This window comes from Pseudomonas sp. IB20 (assembly GCF_009707325.1).
GTDB lineage: Bacteria > Pseudomonadota > Gammaproteobacteria > Pseudomonadales > Pseudomonadaceae > Aquipseudomonas.
Genome location: NZ_CP046103.1, coordinates 1 through 20,417, shown reverse-complemented (window position 1 = coordinate 20,417; position 20,417 = coordinate 1). Strand labels below are relative to the sequence as shown.

11 protein-coding genes and 3 rRNA genes are annotated in these 20,417 nt (G+C 55.4%); 6 read left to right on the top strand and 8 right to left on the bottom strand.

Annotated elements, in window-relative coordinates:
• Positions 1-14: 14 nt before the first annotated feature.
• From glyQ to GJU48_RS00055, 4 genes are all read left to right on the top strand, one after another.
• On the top strand, positions 15-968 hold the full coding sequence (glyQ, locus tag GJU48_RS00070) for a glycine--tRNA ligase subunit alpha (RefSeq protein WP_003213601.1): 954 nt from the start codon (positions 15-17) through the stop codon (positions 966-968).
• Positions 965-3,019 (top strand): glycine--tRNA ligase subunit beta, encoded by a 2,055-nt coding sequence (glyS, locus tag GJU48_RS00065; protein ID WP_094949732.1) that lies wholly within the window; start codon positions 965-967, stop codon positions 3,017-3,019. The genes glyQ and glyS overlap by 4 nt, the downstream gene beginning before the upstream one ends.
• Positions 3,019-3,558, top strand: a complete 540-nt coding sequence (gmhB, locus tag GJU48_RS00060) for a D-glycero-beta-D-manno-heptose 1,7-bisphosphate 7-phosphatase (RefSeq protein ID WP_176462906.1) — start codon at positions 3,019-3,021, stop codon at positions 3,556-3,558. The genes glyS and gmhB overlap by 1 nt, the downstream gene beginning before the upstream one ends.
• Before the next feature lie 82 nt (positions 3,559-3,640).
• Entirely contained in the window at positions 3,641-4,411 is a 771-nt protein-coding gene (locus GJU48_RS00055) for a lysophospholipid acyltransferase family protein (protein ID WP_094949733.1), read from the top strand.
• 182 nt (positions 4,412-4,593) lie between these two features.
• On the opposite strand, the gene GJU48_RS00050 is transcribed toward GJU48_RS00055, so the two are convergent.
• Positions 4,594-6,816 (bottom strand): CHASE2 domain-containing protein, encoded by a 2,223-nt coding sequence (locus tag GJU48_RS00050; protein ID WP_155295892.1) that lies wholly within the window; start codon positions 6,814-6,816, stop codon positions 4,594-4,596.
• 262 nt (positions 6,817-7,078) lie between these two features.
• Between GJU48_RS00050 and GJU48_RS00045 the strand changes: the two genes are divergently transcribed.
• Positions 7,079-7,801 (top strand): response regulator transcription factor, encoded by a 723-nt coding sequence (locus GJU48_RS00045; protein WP_094949734.1) that lies wholly within the window; start codon positions 7,079-7,081, stop codon positions 7,799-7,801.
• A gap of 202 nt (positions 7,802-8,003) precedes the next feature.
• Here GJU48_RS00045 and rrf read toward each other — a convergent pair.
• The 7 genes from rrf to dnaA all read right to left on the bottom strand — a co-directional run bounded on the left by rrf (position 8,004) and on the right by dnaA (position 19,749).
• Positions 8,004-8,119, bottom strand: a 5S ribosomal RNA gene (gene rrf, locus GJU48_RS00040).
• Between the two features lie 170 nt (positions 8,120-8,289).
• Positions 8,290-11,181, bottom strand: a 23S ribosomal RNA gene (locus tag GJU48_RS00035).
• Between the two features lie 331 nt (positions 11,182-11,512).
• A 16S ribosomal RNA gene (locus GJU48_RS00030) occupies positions 11,513-13,045 on the bottom strand.
• The 16S, 23S and 5S rRNA genes sit together here, the layout of an rRNA operon.
• Before the next feature lie 495 nt (positions 13,046-13,540).
• A complete protein-coding gene (gene gyrB / locus GJU48_RS00025) occupies positions 13,541-15,958 on the bottom strand; it encodes a DNA topoisomerase (ATP-hydrolyzing) subunit B (protein ID WP_094949094.1) in 2,418 nt (805 codons plus the stop codon).
• Between the two features lie 4 nt (positions 15,959-15,962).
• On the bottom strand, positions 15,963-17,066 hold the full coding sequence (recF, locus tag GJU48_RS00020; RefSeq protein ID WP_094949093.1) for a DNA replication/repair protein RecF: 1,104 nt from the start codon (positions 17,064-17,066) through the stop codon (positions 15,963-15,965).
• 20 nt (positions 17,067-17,086) lie between these two features.
• The gene (dnaN, locus tag GJU48_RS00015; protein ID WP_083355987.1) at positions 17,087-18,190 is read right to left on the bottom strand and encodes a DNA polymerase III subunit beta; all 1,104 of its coding nucleotides are present in this window, start codon (positions 18,188-18,190) and stop codon (positions 17,087-17,089) included.
• A 38-nt stretch (positions 18,191-18,228) separates the two neighbouring features.
• Positions 18,229-19,749, bottom strand: a complete 1,521-nt coding sequence (dnaA, locus tag GJU48_RS00010; RefSeq protein ID WP_083355988.1) for a chromosomal replication initiator protein DnaA — start codon at positions 19,747-19,749, stop codon at positions 18,229-18,231.
• Between the two features lie 585 nt (positions 19,750-20,334).
• Between dnaA and rpmH the strand changes: the two genes are divergently transcribed.
• Positions 20,335-20,417, top strand: an 83-nt coding sequence (rpmH, locus tag GJU48_RS00005; protein ID WP_122688375.1) for a 50S ribosomal protein L34, incomplete at its 3' end; no start/stop codon positions are given.

Here is a 20,417-nt window from a genome sequence, read left to right as displayed (position 1 = left end):
AACAGGTGAATTTCGTGAGCCAGCCTACGCCAGCCGTGCGTACCTTCCAAGACTTGATCCTCGCCCTCCAGCAATACTGGGCCGAGCAAGGTTGTGTGGTACTTCAGCCCTACGATATGGAAGTAGGCGCCGGCACTTTCCACACCGCAACATTCCTGCGGGCCATCGGCCCGGAAACCTGGAACGCCGCTTATGTGCAGCCCAGTCGTCGCCCGACTGACGGCCGCTACGGCGAAAACCCGAACCGTCTGCAGCACTACTACCAGTTCCAGGTGGTACTGAAGCCGAACCCGGACAACTTCCAGGAGCTGTACCTGGGCTCGCTGAAACATGTCGGCCTTGACCCTCTGGTGCACGACATCCGTTTCGTCGAAGACAACTGGGAGTCGCCAACGCTGGGCGCCTGGGGCCTGGGCTGGGAAGTCTGGCTCAACGGCATGGAAGTGACGCAGTTCACTTACTTCCAGCAAGCGGGCGGCATCGAGTGCTACCCGGTGACCGGCGAGATCACTTACGGCCTCGAGCGCCTGGCCATGTACCTGCAAGGCGTGGATTCGGTCTACGACCTGGTATGGGCTGACGGCCCGTTCGGCAAAGTGACGTATGGCGATGTGTTCCACCAGAACGAAGTGGAGCAATCGACTTACAACTTCGAACACGCCAACGTCGAGAAGCTGTTCGAACTGTTCGACTTCTATGAAAGCGAAGCCAAGCGCCTGATCGAACTCGACCAGCCGCTGCCGTTGCCAAGCTATGAAATGGTGTTGAAGGCGTCCCATACCTTCAACCTGCTGGATGCTCGCCGTGCCATCTCGGTTACCGCGCGCCAGCAATACATCCTGCGTGTACGCACCCTGGCACGTTCCGTCGCCCAAGCCTACCTGCTGGCTCGCGCCAAGCTGGGCTTCCCGATGGCAACCCCGGATTTGCGTGATGAAGTGTTGGCTAAGCTGGAGGCTGCACAATGAGTGCTCAAGATTTCCTGGTTGAACTGGGCACTGAAGAGCTGCCACCCAAGGCACTCAACACCCTGGCCGACGCGTTCCTGGCCGGTATCGAAAAAGGCCTGCACAGCGCCGGCTTGAAATTCGCGGCGAAGAAAGTCTATGCCGCGCCACGTCGCCTGGCGGTGTTGCTGACCGCGCTGGAAACCCAGCAGCCGGACCGCAGCATCAACCTCGACGGCCCGCCGCGCCAAGCCGCTTTCGATGCGCAAGGCAACCCGACTCAAGCAGCCTTGGGTTTTGCCAAGAAGTGCGGCGTCGAGCTGAGCGAGATCGACCAGAGCGGCCCGAAACTGCGTTTCAGCCAGGTCATCACCGGTAAGCCGACGGCGAGCCTGTTGCCGACCATCGTTGAAGATTCCCTGAACGACCTGCCGATCCCTAAGCGCATGCGCTGGGGTGCGCGTAAGGAAGAGTTCGTACGCCCAACCCAATGGCTGGTGATGCTGCTGGGTGACCAAGTGATCGACTGCACGATCCTTGCCCAGACGGCTGGCCGTGATTCCCGTGGCCACCGTTTCCATCACCCAGAAGCGGTGCGTATCACCTCGCCCGCCAACTATGCCGCCGACCTGCGCGCCGCTTACGTGCTGGCCGATGCCAACGAGCGTCGTGAGCTGATCAGCAAGCGCACCGAAGAGCTGGCTCGCCAGCAGGAAGGCACTGCCATCGTGCCGCCAAGCCTGCTTGACGAAGTGACCGCACTGGTTGAATGGCCGGTGCCGCTGGTGTGCTCGTTCGAAGAGCGTTTCCTCGATGTGCCGCAAGAAGCCCTGATCACCACCATGCAGGACAACCAGAAGTATTTCTGCCTGCTGGACGTGGACGGCAAGTTGCTGCCGCGCTTTATCACCGTGGCCAACATCGAAAGCAAGGACCCGCAGCAGATCATCGCCGGTAACGAGAAAGTCGTGCGCCCGCGCCTGACCGACGCCGAGTTCTTCTTCAAGCAAGACAAGAAGCAGAAGCTGGAAGACTTCAACCTGCGCCTGCAAAACGTGGTGTTCCAGGAAAAACTCGGCAGCGTCTACGACAAAGCCGTACGTGTTTCCAAGCTGGCCGCCTACATCGCGCCGCGCATTGGTGGTGATGCCGCCTGGTCTGCGCGTGCAGGCCTGCTGTCCAAGTGCGACCTGGCCACCGAGATGGTTGGCGAGTTCCCGGAGATGCAAGGTGTTGCCGGTTACTACTACGCCCTCAACGACGGCGAGCCGGACGATGTGGCCCTGGCGCTGAACGAGCAGTACATGCCGCGCGGTGCCGGTGCTGAACTGCCGACCACCCTGACCGGTGCGGCCGTGGCCATCGCCGACAAGCTGGACACCCTCGTGGGTATCTTCGGCATCGGCATGCTGCCTACCGGCAGTAAAGACCCGTATGCCCTGCGCCGTGCCGCCCTGGGCGTGCTGCGCATCCTGATCGACAAGAAACTCGACCTCGACCTGACCCAGGCCGTGGTGTTTGCGGTCGGCCAGTTTGGTGGCAAGGTCAAGCAAGCCGGTTTGGCCGAGCAAGTGCTGGAATTCGTGTTCGACCGCCTGCGTGCGCGTTACGAAGACGAAGGCGTGGACGTTTCGGTGTACCTGTCGGTACGCGCCCTACAGCCGGGTTCGGCGCTGGACTTCGATCAGCGTGTGCAGGCCGTACAGGCCTTCCGCAAGCTGCCGGAAGCCGATGCACTGGCCGCCGTGAACAAGCGCGTGTCGAACCTGCTGAGCAAGGCCGACAACCTCGGCAATGCTGAGGTTGACCCGGGCCTGTTCGCCGATGCCAAGGAGTTCTCGCTGAACTCGGCCATCGCCAAGGCAGAAAACGCGGTGAAGCCGCTGCTCGCCGAGCGCAACTACGCCGAAGCACTGGCGCGCCTGGCCACCTTGCGTGAGCCGGTGGATGCGTTCTTCGAAGCGGTGATGATCAATGCCGAAGATGCCGACGTGCGGAAAAACCGCTACGCCATGTTGGCGCGTCTGCGTGGCTTGTTCATCAACATCGCTGACATTTCCGTACTGGGCTGATCATGTTGAAACTGCTGATTCTCGATCGGGACGGAGTAATCAATTACGACTCCGACGCTTACATCAAGTCGGTGGCGGAGTGGATTCCACTGCCCGGCTCAATCGAGGCCATCGCGCAGTTAAGCAAAGCCGGCTGGACGGTGGCCATCGCCACCAACCAGTCCGGCATCGCCCGTGGCTATTACGACATCGCCACCCTGGACGCCATGCACGCGCGCTTGCGCACGTTGGTGGCCGAGCAGGGCGGTGAGGTGGGGTTGGTGGTGTACTGCCCCCACGGGCCGGACGAGGGCTGCGATTGCCGCAAACCCAAGCCTGGCATGTTGAAAACCATTGCAGAACATTACAAGGTGCCCTTGGCTGGGATATGGTTCGTCGGCGACAGCCTCGGTGACCTGGAGGCGGCCAAGTCCGTCGACTCTCAGCCAGTTTTGGTTAAGACCGGGAAAGGCGAAAAGACCCAGGCGAAAAACCTGCCGGTAGGCACTTTGATTTTTGACGATCTGGCGGCGGTTGCCGCAGAACTTATCAACAACTAGCCGCCCTCGACTTCCTGACCAAGGATTGTTCGGGAGTGCGCTTTTAACAGGCGGGCCGTGTCCCGCAACGGTAAATGCCGCCATGTCGATCTTGCAGGCCATCAGAACCTTTTTCTTTTACCTGCTGCTGGGCACCAGTTCGCTTCTCTGGTGCACCCTGAGCTTTTTTATTGCGCCGTTCCTGCCGTTCAAGGCGCGCTATCGCTTTATCAACGTCTATTGGTGCCGCTGTGCGTTGTGGTTGTCCAAGGTGTTTTTGGGCATTCGCTACGAGATTAAAGGCGCTGAAAACGTCCCGGACCAGCCCTGCGTGATTCTGTCGAACCACCAGAGCACCTGGGAAACCTTTTTCCTCTCGGCGTACTTCTCGCCGCTGAGCCAAGTGCTCAAGCGTGAACTGCTGTACGTGCCGTTCTTCGGCTGGGCCATGGCGATGTTGCGACCGATCGCCATCGACCGTGACAACCCCAAGGCGGCGCTTAAGCACGTAGCCAAGAAAGGCGATGAGCTGCTCAAGGATGGCGTTTGGGTGCTGATCTTCCCGGAAGGCACGCGAGTGCCTTACGGCACCGTGGGTAAATTTTCGCGGGGCGGCACCGCCTTGGCGGTCAACGCCAACCTGCCGGTGTTGCCAATTGCGCATAACGCCGGCAAGTTCTGGCCGAAGACTGGCTGGGCTAAACGCGAAGGCACTATCACCGTAGTGATTGGCGAGCCGATGTACGTAGAAGGCGAAGGGCCGCGCGCCATTGCGGCCTTGAATGACCGCGCCGCAGCGTGGAACGAAGCACAGCAACGGGCCATGGGTTCATTGCCTCCGGAGCCTGTTGTTGTCGAGACGCCGGCGATTTGAGCTTCTGTGGATAACCTGTGTACGGTTTGTTGGAAAATCGGCCTTTTTTATTCATAACAAGCTGATTTACTTACATATTTCTTAAGCTCATAAAATCGCTAAAAACGTGCATAAGTTTTTTCAGCATTAAAAAACCGGTCCTTGTGACCGGTTTTTTATGCACAGCCAAAAAGTACGTTTTTTCAGTCATCGAGCAGGGGCAGTTGCAGGGTGAAGGTCGAGCCTTTACCCAACTCGCTTTCACACAGGATGCGGCCGCCATGACGCTCAATCACCGCTTTGACCATGGTCAGGCCCAACCCTAAACCTTCACTGCCTTGGGCCGAGTCAAAACGTCGGTACTGGCTGAACAGCTCCGGCAAATCCTCAGGCGCGATGCCTGGCCCTTGATCGCTGATACGGCATTCCAACCACCCTTGCGCGCTGCCATGGCTCAACGTGACGGTGGTGCCTGACGGCGAGTATTTGATGGCGTTTTCAAGCACGTTGAACAGCGCTCGGGTCAGCAGTGATTGATCGGCTGAGACCATGCCCTCATCCGCTTCATCCAGGTCGTGGAGCAAGTGAATGCCCTTGAGCTGGGCGATCACCGCCACCTGGTCAAAAGCATCCATGACCAACATGGCAAACAACGTAGTCTGGAAGTGGTAGCCATCGGCTTCGGCTTTGGCCAATTGCACGAAGGATTCAGTGAGGCTCAAGGCGCGCTTCACCTGTTGTTCGATCTGGGCAAATATCGGTGACTCACTGTTGTGCACATCCAGCAACGCCAGGATGGCCGAGTGTGGCGCACGCAGGTCATGGGAAAGGAAGCGCAGCATCGTCTCGCGGTGTTGCTGGGCTTCGCGCTCTTTGCTTAAGTCCGTGAGGCTCAGCAGCCAGCCGAGGGCGACGTCACCCTCGGCCGGCAGCAAGGGCGCCAGCTCCATGCGCAGGCTGCGCTGATGGATGTCACGAAACTCGATGAGCTCCAACGCTGAAAGGGCAGGGCGTACACCGTTGTGCAGAGGCGGATAGCCCAGGTCAGCGAGTTGTTCCAGCAAGTTTCTACTCACCAGATCATTACCGAACACATCACGCGCAATACGGTTGGCCAGCAGAATGCTGCCCTGTGGATCGGTAATCAATGTCGCCACCGGCAGGCATTCCAAGCCATCTGCCATAAAGCGTCGCGTGTCGCGCGTACGGCTTACCGCCTGTTCAAGCGCAAAGATGCGCCCCTGCAACACGTCGCCTTTGCTGGCCGGCGCACGGCGGCGCTCTGGCAGCACTTTGGGTTCGTTATCCAGCCGTGCCAGTTCCCAGCCGAAGTACGCAAGGATCACGCTCAGGCGGCGCCAATTCCAGATCAAATAACTCAGCAGCAGGCCGATCAGACAGGCTGCGGGCGACCACCAATACCCCAGGATCAATAGGGCCCATGAGCCGAGCAACGCGGTACCCATGCACGCGAAGGTCATCCACAGCGCATAACGCGGCCGGTACAGCAGCAGGCCTAGTAGCAGCGCCACCAAGGCAGTTGCCAGCAGCGCCGCGAGCCAACCGGGGAGATCGACAATGCTACGCCCCTGCAGCAAACCATTGAGGATATTGGCCTGCAGCTCCACCCCGGCAGTGAACCCGACGGTGGAGGAGAGCGGCGTGACAAACCTATCACCCATGCCATAGGCGGTCGCGCCGACCAGTATCAGCCGACCACGTAATACTTCGGGCGGCACCTCGCCGCGTAATACGCTGACGTAGGACACACTGGGAAAATGACTCTGCGCGGTGAACGGCACACGAATCGCGTGCTCACGATGCCAATGCTCACTGCTCGGTTCCTCGGGCAGCCCCGGCATGGGAGCTGTTTGCCCACTCAACGTATAAGCCAGCCACGCTAATTGCGGAAGCGTCTTACCTGGCGGCCCCTCACGCATGTATAGGCTGCGGACGACGCCATCGTTATCCGCTTCGACATTGATATGCCCCACGCCTTTGGCGCACTTGAGCAGCGGCAATAAGTGCTCACCTAGTGAGTCAGCGCTCGCAGCGCCATCGTTCACCAGCGGCAATAACACATTGCCGGCGTTGCACACGGCGTCGGCCAGTCGTTGGTCATCCGCTGCATCGCCGGGTTCACTGAAGATGACATCGAACAATATACCCTCTGGCCGAGCGGCACTCAGCCGCTCGATCAGGTCTGCATGCAGGCTACGCGGCCATGGCCAATGGCCGAGTTGTTTCAGGCTCTGGTCATCAATGGTCACCAGCAAGATGCGTGGGTCGACCGGCAACGGGGTCAGGCGCCGAAGGCTGTCATACAGCGGGTTGTTCAGGTTTGCATCTACGCTGATAATGAATAATTGAACGTGCCATATGCCCTGGCGTCTCCCTGTTCGATGTGTACGGCGTACTGAACCCAGTGAAGCTCATTTCGGTCTCATTGTTAGACTTTCCTGAGTGCTTGGTGCAGAACCTTTTCCTTACGGGCAGGAGCCGGTATCTTTCCTCCAAGGTATCGAGGTCTTTCAATGGATTAAAGGCTCTTTGATATCAGCGTATCGAGAGATTCAAGGGTCGATGAATCTGACCACATAGATTCAAGGGTCGATGAATCTGACCACAATTATTCAGATTCAATGACTGGCATTTGCGCCGTATTTTTTAAGTAGAAAGGACCCACCCATGCGTGTCGCAATATTGGATGACGAGCCCGCGGAATTGCGTCGGGTTGAGCAGACACTGCGACAAATCCCCAGCACCGCAGAACAACCCTGGTCATTGCATTGCTTCGAACGCGGTGAAGACCTGCTGCGGCAACTGCGCCGGGAAACCTTCGACCTGCTGATACTCGACTGGCAACTGCCGGACATCAGCGGTATTGCATTGCTGCGCTGGACCCGTGAACACATGGAGTCACCGCCCGCCGTCATCATGCTCACCAGCCGGGATGCCGAGAGCGATATCGTCACGGCGCTGAACAGCGGGGCGGATGATTACGTCAGCAAGCCCTTTCGACCGAATGAACTCAAGGCCCGGGTCAGTGCCGTTCTGCGTCGCCATGGCCTGCAGAAGTCCACTACCCATGAAGTACAGAGCTTCAACGACCTGACCTTCGACGATGCTGAATTGACCGTCACCCGCGCGGGCAAACCTATCAACCTCACCGAGCGTGAATACCGCTTGGCCAGTTGCTTGTTCGCCAACCTGGCCCGCCCGCTGTCCCGGGAATATCTGTACGAGCGGTTCTGGTCGCATGAAGAAATGGTGTCGTCGCGGCCGCTGGATACGCACATCTACCGTCTGCGTAACAAGCTGGGTTTAACCGCCGACCGGGGCTGGCAGCTGTTGACGATCTACGGATATGGCTACCGGTTGGAGAGTGTCGCGGCGGCAACGTCGGGTTGAAAACCTCGATGTTCCACGTGGAGCATTTAAAAATTGCTGGTTTAACACCCAATAAAAAAGGCCGACGCTAAGCGTTGCCTTTTGAGCAGATAATCCCAGCTAAAATAGCTAGGTATTTGATCTATATTTTGGCAATTGGGATGTTTTTTGAGGACAAACAAAACCCCTACCTGTATGCGCAGATAGGGGTTTCGGAATTTAATCTTGACGATGACCTACTCTCACATGGGGAAACCCCACACTACCATCGGCGATGCATCGTTTCACTGCTGAGTTCGGGATGGGATCAGGTGGTTCCAATGCTCTATGGTCGTCAAGAAATTCGGGTACTGAGTCGTGACCTTATGGCCTCGCTTCAGCAAATTGGGTATGTGATAGCTTCGGTGTTTTGTGAGATTCGAACTTTCGGTTCTATCGTCTTCACACACCGCAATCTGATGCTTCTACTTGTTTCCAAGTCCGAAGTAGTCAAATTGCTTGGGTGTTATATGGTCAAGCCTCACGGGCAATTAGTATTGGTTAGCTCAACGCCTCACAGCGCTTACACACCCAACCTATCAACGTCGTAGTCTTCGACGGCCCTTCAGGGGACTCAAGGTCCCAGTGAGATCTCATCTTGAGGCTAGTTTCCCGCTTAGATGCTTTCAGCGGTTATCTATTCCGAACATAGCTACCCGGCAATGCCACTGGCGTGACAACCGGAACACCAGAGGTTCGTCCACTCCGGTCCTCTCGTACTAGGAGCAGCCCCTCTCAAATCTCAAACGTCCACGGCAGATAGGGACCGAACTGTCTCACGACGTTCTAAACCCAGCTCGCGTACCACTTTAAATGGCGAACAGCCATACCCTTGGGACCGGCTTCAGCCCCAGGATGTGATGAGCCGACATCGAGGTGCCAAACACCGCCGTCGATATGAACTCTTGGGCGGTATCAGCCTGTTATCCCCGGAGTACCTTTTATCCGTTGAGCGATGGCCCTTCCATACAGAACCACCGGATCACTAAGACCTACTTTCGTACCTGCTCGACGTGTCTGTCTCGCAGTCAAGCGCGCTTTTGCCTTTATACTCTACGACCGATTTCCGACCGGTCTGAGCGCACCTTCGTACTCCTCCGTTACTCTTTAGGAGGAGACCGCCCCAGTCAAACTACCCACCATACACTGTCCTCGATCCGGATAACGGACCTGAGTTAGAACCTCAAAGTTGCCAGGGTGGTATTTCAAGGTTGGCTCCACGCGAACTGGCGTCCACGCTTCAAAGCCTCCCACCTATCCTACACAAGCAAATTCAAAGTCCAGTGCAAAGCTATAGTAAAGGTTCACGGGGTCTTTCCGTCTAGCCGCGGATACACTGCATCTTCACAGCGATTTCAATTTCACTGAGTCTCGGGTGGAGACAGCGCCGCCATCGTTACGCCATTCGTGCAGGTCGGAACTTACCCGACAAGGAATTTCGCTACCTTAGGACCGTTATAGTTACGGCCGCCGTTTACCGGGGCTTCGATCAAGAGCTTCGCGTTAGCTAACCCCATCAATTAACCTTCCGGCACCGGGCAGGCGTCACACCCTATACGTCCACTTTCGTGTTTGCAGAGTGCTGTGTTTTTAATAAACAGTCGCAGCGGCCTGGTATCTTCGACCGGCATGAGCTTACGGAGCAAGTCCTTCACCCTCACCGGCGCACCTTCTCCCGAAGTTACGGTGCCATTTTGCCTAGTTCCTTCACCCGAGTTCTCTCAAGCGCCTTGGTATTCTCTACCCAACCACCTGTGTCGGTTTGGGGTACGGTTCCTGGTTACCTGAAGCTTAGAAGCTTTTCTTGGAAGCATGGCATCAACCACTTCGTTAACTAAAAGTTAACTCGTCATCAGCTCTCGGCCTTAGAATCCCGGATTTACCTAAGATTCCAGCCTACCACCTTAAACTTGGACAACCAACGCCAAGCTGGCCTAGCCTTCTCCGTCCCTCCATCGCAATAACCAGAAGTACAGGAATATTAACCTGTTTTCCATCGACTACGCTTTTCAGCCTCGCCTTAGGGACCGACTAACCCTGCGTCGATTAACGTTGCGCAGGAAACCTTGGTCTTTCGGCGTGGGTGTTTTTCACACCCATTGTCGTTACTCATGTCAGCATTCGCACTTCTGATACCTCCAGCAAGCTTCTCAACTCACCTTCACAGGCTTACAGAACGCTCCTCTACCGCATCACCTAAGTGATACCCGTAGCTTCGGTGTATGGTTTGAGCCCCGTTACATCTTCCGCGCAGGCCGACTCGACTAGTGAGCTATTACGCTTTCTTTAAAGGGTGGCTGCTTCTAAGCCAACCTCCTAGCTGTCTAAGCCTTCCCACATCGTTTCCCACTTAACCATAACTTTGGGACCTTAGCTGACGGTCTGGGTTGTTTCCCTTTTCACGACGGACGTTAGCACCCGCCGTGTGTCTCCCATGCTCGGCACTTGTAGGTATTCGGAGTTTGCATCGGTTTGGTAAGTCGGGATGACCCCCTAGCCGAAACAGTGCTCTACCCCCTACAGTGATACATGAGGCGCTACCTAAATAGCTTTCGAGGAGAACCAGCTATCTCCGAGCTTGATTAGCCTTTCACTCCGATCCACAGGTCATCCGCTAACTTTTCAACGGTAGTCGGTTCGGTCCTCCAGTTAGTGTTACCCAACCTTCAACCTGCCCATGGATAGATCGCCCGGTTTCGGGTCTATTCCCAGCGACTAGACGCCCTATTAAGACTCGCTTTCGCTACGCCTCCCCTATTCGGTTAAGCTCGCCACTGAAAATAAGTCGCTGACCCATTATACAAAAGGTACGCAGTCACCCAACAAAGTGGGCTCCCACTGCTTGTACGCATACGGTTTCAGGATCTATTTCACTCCCCTCTCCGGGGTTCTTTTCGCCTTTCCCTCACGGTACTAGTTCACTATCGGTCAGTCAGTAGTATTTAGCCTTGGAGGATGGTCCCCCCATATTCAGACAAAGTTTCTCGTGCTCCGTCCTACTCGATTTCATGACTAAGAGATTTTCGCGTACAGGGCTATCACCCACTATGGCCGCACTTTCCAGAGCGTTCCGCTAATCTCAAAGCCACTTAAGGGCTAGTCCCCGTTCGCTCGCCACTACTAAGGGAATCTCGGTTGATTTCTTTTCCTCAGGGTACTTAGATGTTTCAGTTCCCCTGGTTCGCCTCTTACGCCTATGTATTCAGCGTAAGATAACCATCTTATGATGGCTGGGTTCCCCCATTCAGACATCTCCGGATCAAAGTCTGTTTGCCGACTCCCCGAAGCTTTTCGCAGGCTACCACGTCTTTCATCGCCTCTGACTGCCAAGGCATCCACCGTATGCGCTTCTTCACTTGACCATATAACCCCAAGCAATCTGGTTATACTGTGAAGACAACATTCGCCGAAAATTCGATAATACTCAATTACGAGTAACTCACAAATTTTACCTTAGCCTGATCCGTTACCAGTGAAAGTAACGTTCAGTCTATCTTTCTATCACATACCCAAATTTTTAAAGAACGTACCCTTATCAGGGGTGCGCTCTAACCAACTGAGCTACAGACCCAATTTCGAGCGTAACTGATTAGCTAAGAGCTATCAGCTTGGAGCTTAAAGCTGCTTCTATCGTCTTCTTCAATGAATCAAGCAATTCGTGTGGGAACTTATGGAGCAGCTGATGTCGTCGATTAAGGAGGTGATCCAGCCGCAGGTTCCCCTACGGCTACCTTGTTACGACTTCACCCCAGTCATGAATCACACCGTGGTAACCGTCCTCCCGAAGGTTAGACTAGCTACTTCTGGTGCAACCCACTCCCATGGTGTGACGGGCGGTGTGTACAAGGCCCGGGAACGTATTCACCGCGACATTCTGATTCGCGATTACTAGCGATTCCGACTTCACGCAGTCGAGTTGCAGACTGCGATCCGGACTACGATCGGTTTTTGGGATTAGCTCCACCTCGCGGCTTGGCAACCCTCTGTACCGACCATTGTAGCACGTGTGTAGCCCAGGCCGTAAGGGCCATGATGACTTGACGTCATCCCCACCTTCCTCCGGTTTGTCACCGGCAGTCTCCTTAGAGTGCCCACCATTACGTGCTGGTAACTAAGGACAAGGGTTGCGCTCGTTACGGGACTTAACCCAACATCTCACGACACGAGCTGACGACAGCCATGCAGCACCTGTCTCAATGTTCCCGAAGGCACCAATCTATCTCTAGAAAGTTCATTGGATGTCAAGGCCTGGTAAGGTTCTTCGCGTTGCTTCGAATTAAACCACATGCTCCACCGCTTGTGCGGGCCCCCGTCAATTCATTTGAGTTTTAACCTTGCGGCCGTACTCCCCAGGCGGTCAACTTAATGCGTTAGCTGCGCCACTAAGAGCTCAAGGCTCCCAACGGCTAGTTGACATCGTTTACGGCGTGGACTACCAGGGTATCTAATCCTGTTTGCTCCCCACGCTTTCGCACCTCAGTGTCAGTATTGTCCAGGTGGTCGCCTTCGCCACTGGTGTTCCTTCCTATATCTACGCATTTCACCGCTACACAGGAAATTCCACCACCCTCTACCATACTCTAGTCAGTCAGTTTTGAATGCAGTTCCCAGGTTGAGCCCGGGGATTTCACATCCAACTTAACAAACCACCTACGCGCGCTTTACGCCCAGTAATTCCGATTAACGCTTGCACCCTCTGTATTACCGCGGCTGCTGGCACAGAGTTAGCCGGTGCTTATTCTGTCGGTAACGTCAAAACACACGTATTAGGTAACTGCTCTTCCTCCCAACTTAAAGTGCTTTACAATCCGAAGACCTTCTTCACACACGCGGCATGGCTGGATCAGGCTTTCGCCCATTGTCCAATATTCCCCACTGCTGCCTCCCGTAGGAGTCTGGACCGTGTCTCAGTTCCAGTGTGACTGATCATCCTCTCAGACCAGTTACGGATCGTAGCCTTGGTGAGCCATTACCTCACCAACTAGCTAATCCGACCTAGGCTCATCTGATAGCGCAAGGCCCGAAGGTCCCCTGCTTTCTCCCGTAGGACGTATGCGGTATTAGCGTCCGTTTCCGAACGTTATCCCCCACTACCAGGCAGATTCCTAGGCATTACTCACCCGTCCGCCGCTCTCAAGAGAAGCAAGCTTCTCTCTACCGCTCGACTTGCATGTGTTAGGCCTGCCGCCAGCGTTCAATCTGAGCCATGATCAAACTCTTCAGTTCAAACATCTTTGGGTTTTTAAGAAACCCTAAACTTGGCTCAGCAATCGTTGGTTACATCTTTGATTTCTCGCGGAGTAACTTGTGATGCTGATAATCTTGTTGACTATCAGTCTGACTCCACAAGCACCCACACGAATTGCTTGATTCAGTTGTTAAAGAGCGGTTGGTTAAGATCTTTCGTCTCAACCCAGGCGTGCTTTCCAAAGCAGCACCTCAGCTAACACACTTAAATCATAAGATTTTTTCAATAAAATCAGAGATTTATGTAGCAACTTTCTTCAAGTTGCTTGTCAGCGGGAGGCGAATAATACAGTATTAAAATACTTGGTCAACCCCCATCTAAAATTATTTTCCACATACTAAAAAAGCTTGGTTTGTCATTATGAAATTTCCAAAGGTCTGTACAAAGGAGGCCGAATGGTCAGCTAATCATTGGGGCTTAGCCGAACCATCTATTTGTTAATGTCACCATTTAATCTGTGAACCTACACCTGATCAGAAGTCCAGGTTGGACACCGCCAAGGCATTGCTCTCGATGAAGTCACGACGAGGCTCGACCGCATCACCCATCAGGGTGTTGAAGATCTGGTCTGCGCCAATGGCGTCTTCGATGGTCACACGCAGCATGCGACGCTGGGCTGGGTCCATAGTGGTTTCCCACAGCTGATCCGGGTTCATCTCGCCCAGACCTTTGTATCGCTGGATGGTGTGGCGCTTGGTGCTTTCTGCCATCAGCCAATCAAGGGCTTCTTTGAATTCCTTGACCTGCTTCTTGCGCTCGCCACGCTGAATGTAAGCACCGTCGTCCAGCAGGGTGCTCAATTGCGCGCCGAGGGTAACGACGGTTTTGTAGTCGTTACTGCCGAAGAAGTCGCGGTTGAACGTGACGTAGTTCGACAGGCCATGGGAGATCAATTCAACCTCCGGCAGCCACACGTTACGCTCACGGTCTTCACGCAGGCTGGCTTTGTACACTAGGCCGGACTTCTCAGAAGTGCGCAGGCGAACTTCATATTGAGCCAGCCAATTCTGCATGTGAGCGTGATCGCCCAACTGCTCCAGGCTTACCGATGGCAGGTAGATGAAGTGCTCGGTCAGCTCCTGAGGGTACAGGCGCGACAAACGCTTGAGAGTCTTCATCACCATGCGGAAGTCGTTAACCAGACGCTCCAGCGCCTCACCGGAGATACCCGGTGCTTCGTCGTTCAAGTGCAGGCTGGCATCTTCCAGGGCCGACTGCGTCATGTACTCTTCCATGGCGTCGTCGTCTTTGATGTATTGCTCTTGCTTGCCCTTTTTCACTTTGTACAACGGCGGCTGAGCGATGTAGATGTAGCCACGCTCGATCAGTTCCGGCAACTGACGGAAGAAGAAGGTCAGCAGCAGCGTACGGATGTGCGAACCGTCGACGTCAGCATCGGTCATGATGATGATGTTGTGATAGCGCAGCTTGTCGATGTTGTACTCGTCACGGCCGATACCGCAGCCCAACGCCGTGATCAAGGTGCCGACTTCCTGAGAGGAAATCATCTTGTCGAAGCGAGCCTTCTCGACGTTGAGGATCTTACCCTTCAACGGCAGGATGGCCTGGGTGCGACGGTTACGACCCTGCTTGGCGGAACCGCCAGCAGAGTCACCTTCCACTAGGTACAGTTCGGAGAGGGCAGGGTCCTTCTCCTGGCAGTCAGCCAGTTTGCCCGGTAGGCCGGCAATATCCAGCGCGCCTTTACGGCGGGTCATCTCACGGGCTTTACGCGCCGCTTCACGGGCACGTGCAGCGTCGATCATCTTGCCGACAACCAGCTTGGCTTCGTTCGGGTTCTCCAGCAGGAAGTCGGAGAAGTATTTACCCATCTCCTGTTCCACTGCGGTCTTCACTTCGGAAGACACCAGCTTGTCTTTGGTCTGGGAGCTGAACTTAGGATCAGGTACTTTTACCGAGATAATCGCGGTCAGGCCTTCACGTGCGTCGTCACCGGTGGTGGCGACTTTGTGCTTCTTGGCCAAGCCTTCGGCTTCGATGTAGGTGTTCAGGTTACGCGTCAGTGCGGAACGGAAACCCACCAAGTGAGTACCGCCATCGCGCTGTGGAATGTTGTTGGTGAAGCACAACAGGTTCTCGTTGAAGCTGTCGTTCCACTGCAGGGCGATTTCCACGCCGATGCCGTCTTCACGCTGAATGTTGAAGTGGAACACCTGGTTGACCGCAGTCTTGTTGGTGTTCAGGTATTCAACGAACGCACGCAGACCGCCTTCGTACTTGAACAACTCTTCCTTGCCGCTGCGCTCGTCCTTGAGGACGATGCCAACACCGGAGTTCAGGAAGGACAGTTCACGAATCCGCTTGGCCAGGATGTCCCAGCTGAAGTGGATATTCTTGAAGGTTTCGTCGGAGGGACGGAAGTGAATCTGGGTACCGGTCGTTTCGCTTTCGCCGACGATTTTCATCGGTTCTTGCGGAACGCCGTGAACGTAAGTTTGCTCCCAGATCTTGCCACTGCGACGCACGGTCAGCACCAACAGTTCGGAGAGGGCGTTCACCACCGACACACCTACACCGTGCAAACCGCCGGAGACTTTATAGGAGTTGTCGTCGAACTTACCGCCGGCGTGGAGCACGGTCATGATGACCTCTGCCGCCGAAACGCCTTCTTCTTTGTGCACATCTACCGGAATACCGCGACCGTTGTCGCGCACGGTGATGGACTCATCCGGGTGGATGATAATACTGATGTCGTCGCAGTGACCGGCCAGAGCTTCGTCGATGGAGTTGTCGACCACCTCGAACACCATGTGGTGCAGACCGCTACCATCATCGGTGTCGCCAATGTACATACCGGGACGTTTGCGTACGGCATCCAAACCTTTCAGCACTTTAATGCTGGTCGAGTCGTACGTGTTTTCTTCGCTCATGCCTTCACTCCCGATGGTCGTGGGTCTGGGTGATACGGCCTTGTTCCACGTGGAACAAGGCGACTGGCGTTTCCGTCTGCCAGCCTTCCCTCAATAATTCGTGGTCTACACAGGTGATAAACACCTGGCAGCGTAAGTCTTCCAACAAGCGGCACAACGCCCGTCGATGTTGCTCGTCGAGTTCAGACGGCAAGTCATCCACCAGATAAATACACTGACCGCGTCGGGCTTGGCTAACCAAATGCCCTTGGGCAATACGCAGTGCGCACACCACCAACTTCTGCTGGCCACGGGACAAGATATCCGCGGCATTGTGTGCGCCTAATCTAAGGCGCAAATCAGCCCGTTGGGGGCCTGCCTGTGTATGGCCAATTTGCTGATCCCGTTGCAAGGACGTGGCGAGCACTGCGCTCAGGTCACGCTCTTTATCCCAACCACGGTAGTAGCTCAGCGTCAGCCCCTCGAGATCCAACAACTCACTCAAGGTCTGCTCAAAGACTGGTTTCAAGGCTTTGATATAGGCGCGGCGGTATTCATCTATTTCATCGCTGGCCAGGCACAGTTCCCGGTCCCAGGCTGCTTGTGAAGCGGCGTCAAGTGTACCATGCCGCAGCCATGAGTTCCGCTGCCGCAGGGCCTTCTGCAGGCGCTGCCAAGTGGCCATGAACCGCGGTTCCACGTGGAACACTCCCCAATCGAGGAATTGCCTGCGGATTTTTGGTGCACCTTCCAACAGGCGGAAGCTGTCGGGGTTGATCAGTTGCAATGGCAGAATTTCCGCCAGTTGCGCTGCACTGCGGGCATTTTGCCCGTCAATGCGAATTTGAAACTCCCCACCGCGATCGCGAGATATCCCCAGGCTGCTATGGCCGCCTTCAGCCAATTCGACTTGGCCAAACACTGTGCACGCCAATTGCTCGTACTGAATCACCGGCAACAGACGGGCGCTGCGAAAGGAACGGGCGAGCCCAAGCAAATGAATGGCTTCTAGCACGCTGGTTTTGCCACTACCGTTGGCGCCGTGGAGGATATTGATGCGGGGGGAAGGGGAGAAGGTCACCGGGTGCAAATTGCGCACCGCGGTGACCGAGACGCGACTGAGGGACATCTAGCTTCTGCTGAACATGATTACAGACGCATCGGCATAACAACGTAAGCCGAGTCGTCGTTATCGGATTCTTGCACCAGGGCGCTGCTGTTGGAGTCCGACAGAATCAGACGAACCTGTTCGGTGGTCATTACACCCAGTACGTCCAACAGGTAGCTCACGTTGAAGCCGATCTCCAGCGAGCCGCCGTTGTAGTCAACGCCCACTTCTTCTTCCGCTTCTTCCTGCTCCGGGTTATTCGCCTGGATTTTCAGCTGACCGTTGGCCAGTTGCAGACGGATACCACGGTACTTTTCGTTCGACAGAATCGCGGTACGGCTGAACGCTTCACGCAGGGCCTGACGATCACCGATCACCAGTTTGTCGCCGCCTTTAGGCAGTACGCGCTCGTAATCCGGGAACTTGCCGTCGACCAATTTGGAAGTGAACGTGAATTCACTGGTGGTGGCGCGAATGTGGTGCTGGCCCAAAACGATACTGACGTTACCATCCGGCTCGGTAAGCAGACGCGCCAATTCGAGGATACCTTTGCGCGGGACGATCACTTGGTGCCGATCCGGCTGACCAATATCGGCACGCATTGAGCACATCGCCAAACGGTGTCCGTCGGTGGCCACGGCGCGGATAATGCCTTCCGAGACTTCCAGCAACATACCGTTGAGGTAGTAGCGAACGTCCTGTTGAGCCATGGCGAAGCTGGTGCGCTCGATCAAACGGCGCAGTTTGCTTTGCTCCAGGCTGCAGGTCAGCGAGCCAGGGCCTTCCTCGACAGTCGGGAAGTCATTGGCTGGCAACGTGGACAGCGTAAAACGGCTGCGACCGGCCTTGACCACCAACTTCTGCTCATCGACCTTGATGTCGATAAGCGCTTCATTAGGCAAGCTTTTGCAGATGTCCATCAGCTTGCGCGCCGGCACAGTGATTTCGCCCGGTTCAGCAGGCTCTTCCAACTGCACACGACCGACCAGCTCGACTTCCAAGTCGGTACCGGTCAAGGACAGTTGCTGGCCTTCGACAACCAGCAATACGTTGGAGAGCACCGGCAAGGTCTGTCGGCGCTCGACGACGCCTGCGACCAGTTGCAGGGGTTTCAACAGGGCTTCGCGTTGAATGGTGAAATGCATGGTCTAGTCCCTTGCCTTAATAAGCTGCGCTGGTGTCATCAAGTAGTCAGTGTACGCAGCAGGTTCTTGTAGTCCTCGCGAATATCCGCGTCGGATTCCTTAAGTTCGTTGATCTTGCGGCACGCGTGCAAGACCGTGGTGTGGTCGCGACCGCCAAACACATCACCGATTTCCGGCAGGCTGTGGTTGGTCAGCTCTTTGGAGAGCGCCATCGCTACCTGACGTGGACGTGCCACCGAACGCGAGCGGCGCTTGGACAGCAGGTCGGAAATCTTGATCTTGTAGTACTCAGCCACGGTGCGCTGGATGTTATCCACACTCACCAGCTTATCTTGCAGCGCCAGCAGGTCTTTCAGGGATTCACGAATCAACTCGATGGTGATGTCGCGGCCCATGAAGTGCGAGTGAGCGATGACGCGCTTGAGCGCGCCTTCCAACTCACGCACGTTGGAGCGAATGCGTTGGGCAATGAAGAAAGCAGCGTCATGCGGCAAATCGACTTTCGCCTGGTCGGCCTTCTTCATCAGGATCGCGACGCGGGTTTCCAGTTCCGGCGGCTCTACCGCAACGGTCAGGCCCCAGCCAAAACGCGACTTCAAGCGTTCTTCCAGGCCTTCGATTTCCTTCGGGTAACGGTCGCTGGTCAAGATGACCTGCTGGCCGCCTTCGAGCAGGGCGTTGAAGGTGTGGAAAAACTCTTCCTGAGAACGTTCCTTGCGAGCGAAAAATTGAATGTCATCGATCAGCAAGGCATCAACGGAGCGGTAGAACCGCTTGAACTCGTTGATTGCGTTGAGCTGCAAGGCCTTGACCATGTCAGCAACGAAGCGCTCCGAGTGCAGGTACACGACCTTGGCATTCGGGTTCTTCTTTAATAGGTGGTTACCCACAGCGTGCATCAAGTGAGTTTTACCCAAACCGACACCGCCATAAAGGAAGAGCGGGTTGTAACCGTGCTTGGGGTTGTCGGCGACCTGCCAGGCAGCCGCGCGGGCCAACTGGTTGGATTTACCTTCGACAAAGTTTTCAAAGGTGAACGTGCGGTTCAAGTAGCTGGTGTGCTTGAGCGCGCCTTCTACCTGGACGGTGCGCTGTTCGGCACGAACTGGTGCCTGTTGAGAGCTGGCGCCGGCCATGGGGTCAAAGCTGTCGCGGGACGGCTCTTCATTTATAGGCGCGTTTTTCTGTGCCGAGGATTTCGAAGGCGTCTGGGCAATTTGCGCAGGCGAGTTATTAACAGGTGCCGCTGCGGCCTGAGCCTGCGAGGCGCTCGCCGCCAACGGTGCATTCGGCGCTGCACGAGGTGCAGAGCTACGTTTGCTGCCTATTAATAAAGAAAGCACAGGCGCAAGGCCGTTGCCGTGTTCATCGAGCAATTCGAGAACGCGGCTCAGGTACTTCTCATTAACCCAATCGAGAACAAAACGATTCGGCGCGTAGACACGCAACTCGTCGCCTTCGGCTTCGACCTGTAGCGGACGGATCCAGGTGTTGAATTGCTGGGCAGGCAGCTCTTCGCGCAAAAGCTCCACGCACTGCTGCCAAAGTTCCACTGACACGGATATCCCCTAAGTTGAAAGCCGGTGAGGCAAAAACAGCCGCCATTGTAGCGGCCAGCCGTCCACTTATCCACATGTAGGTTGCGCACAGGGCACCCAAAATCAATGCGTTAACCGTAAAAAAGGCGACCAATGGTCTGTGCATAAGCTCTGTGGATAAGCGCCCCTAAGCTCGTTGTACAAGTGGGGTCGAAAGTCTGTGGGTAACTGGCCTGTGGATAACAAGCCATTCCACCCACAGCTTATCCGATAGCGCAGCACAGGCTAAGCACCGTTTCCCCGCCTAGTTGTCATCCTCTGTACATCACGCAGAATATGGGCTCAAGGCAGTTATCCACAGATAATCGCCTCCCTAGCTTTTATAAGCTTTACAGAAAAGCTTTAAATAACTTCCTTCTTTATTTTTATATCTATGGCATTGCTCATGAACGGCCAGCGAACAGAAAAGGCCGGAATGCCTGCGAAGAACTAATTAAAGGAAAAGCTGGTTGGAAATTGACCTAGAGGCTTGCTTTCTCTAGAATCGCCGGTCTCTTAAAACGGGGGCCATTCCGGCCCGTTGTGGACGAACCAGGTAACAACGCCATGAAACGTACTTTCCAACCAAGCACCATCAAACGCGCCCGTACTCACGGCTTCCGTGCTCGCATGGCTACCAAGAACGGCCG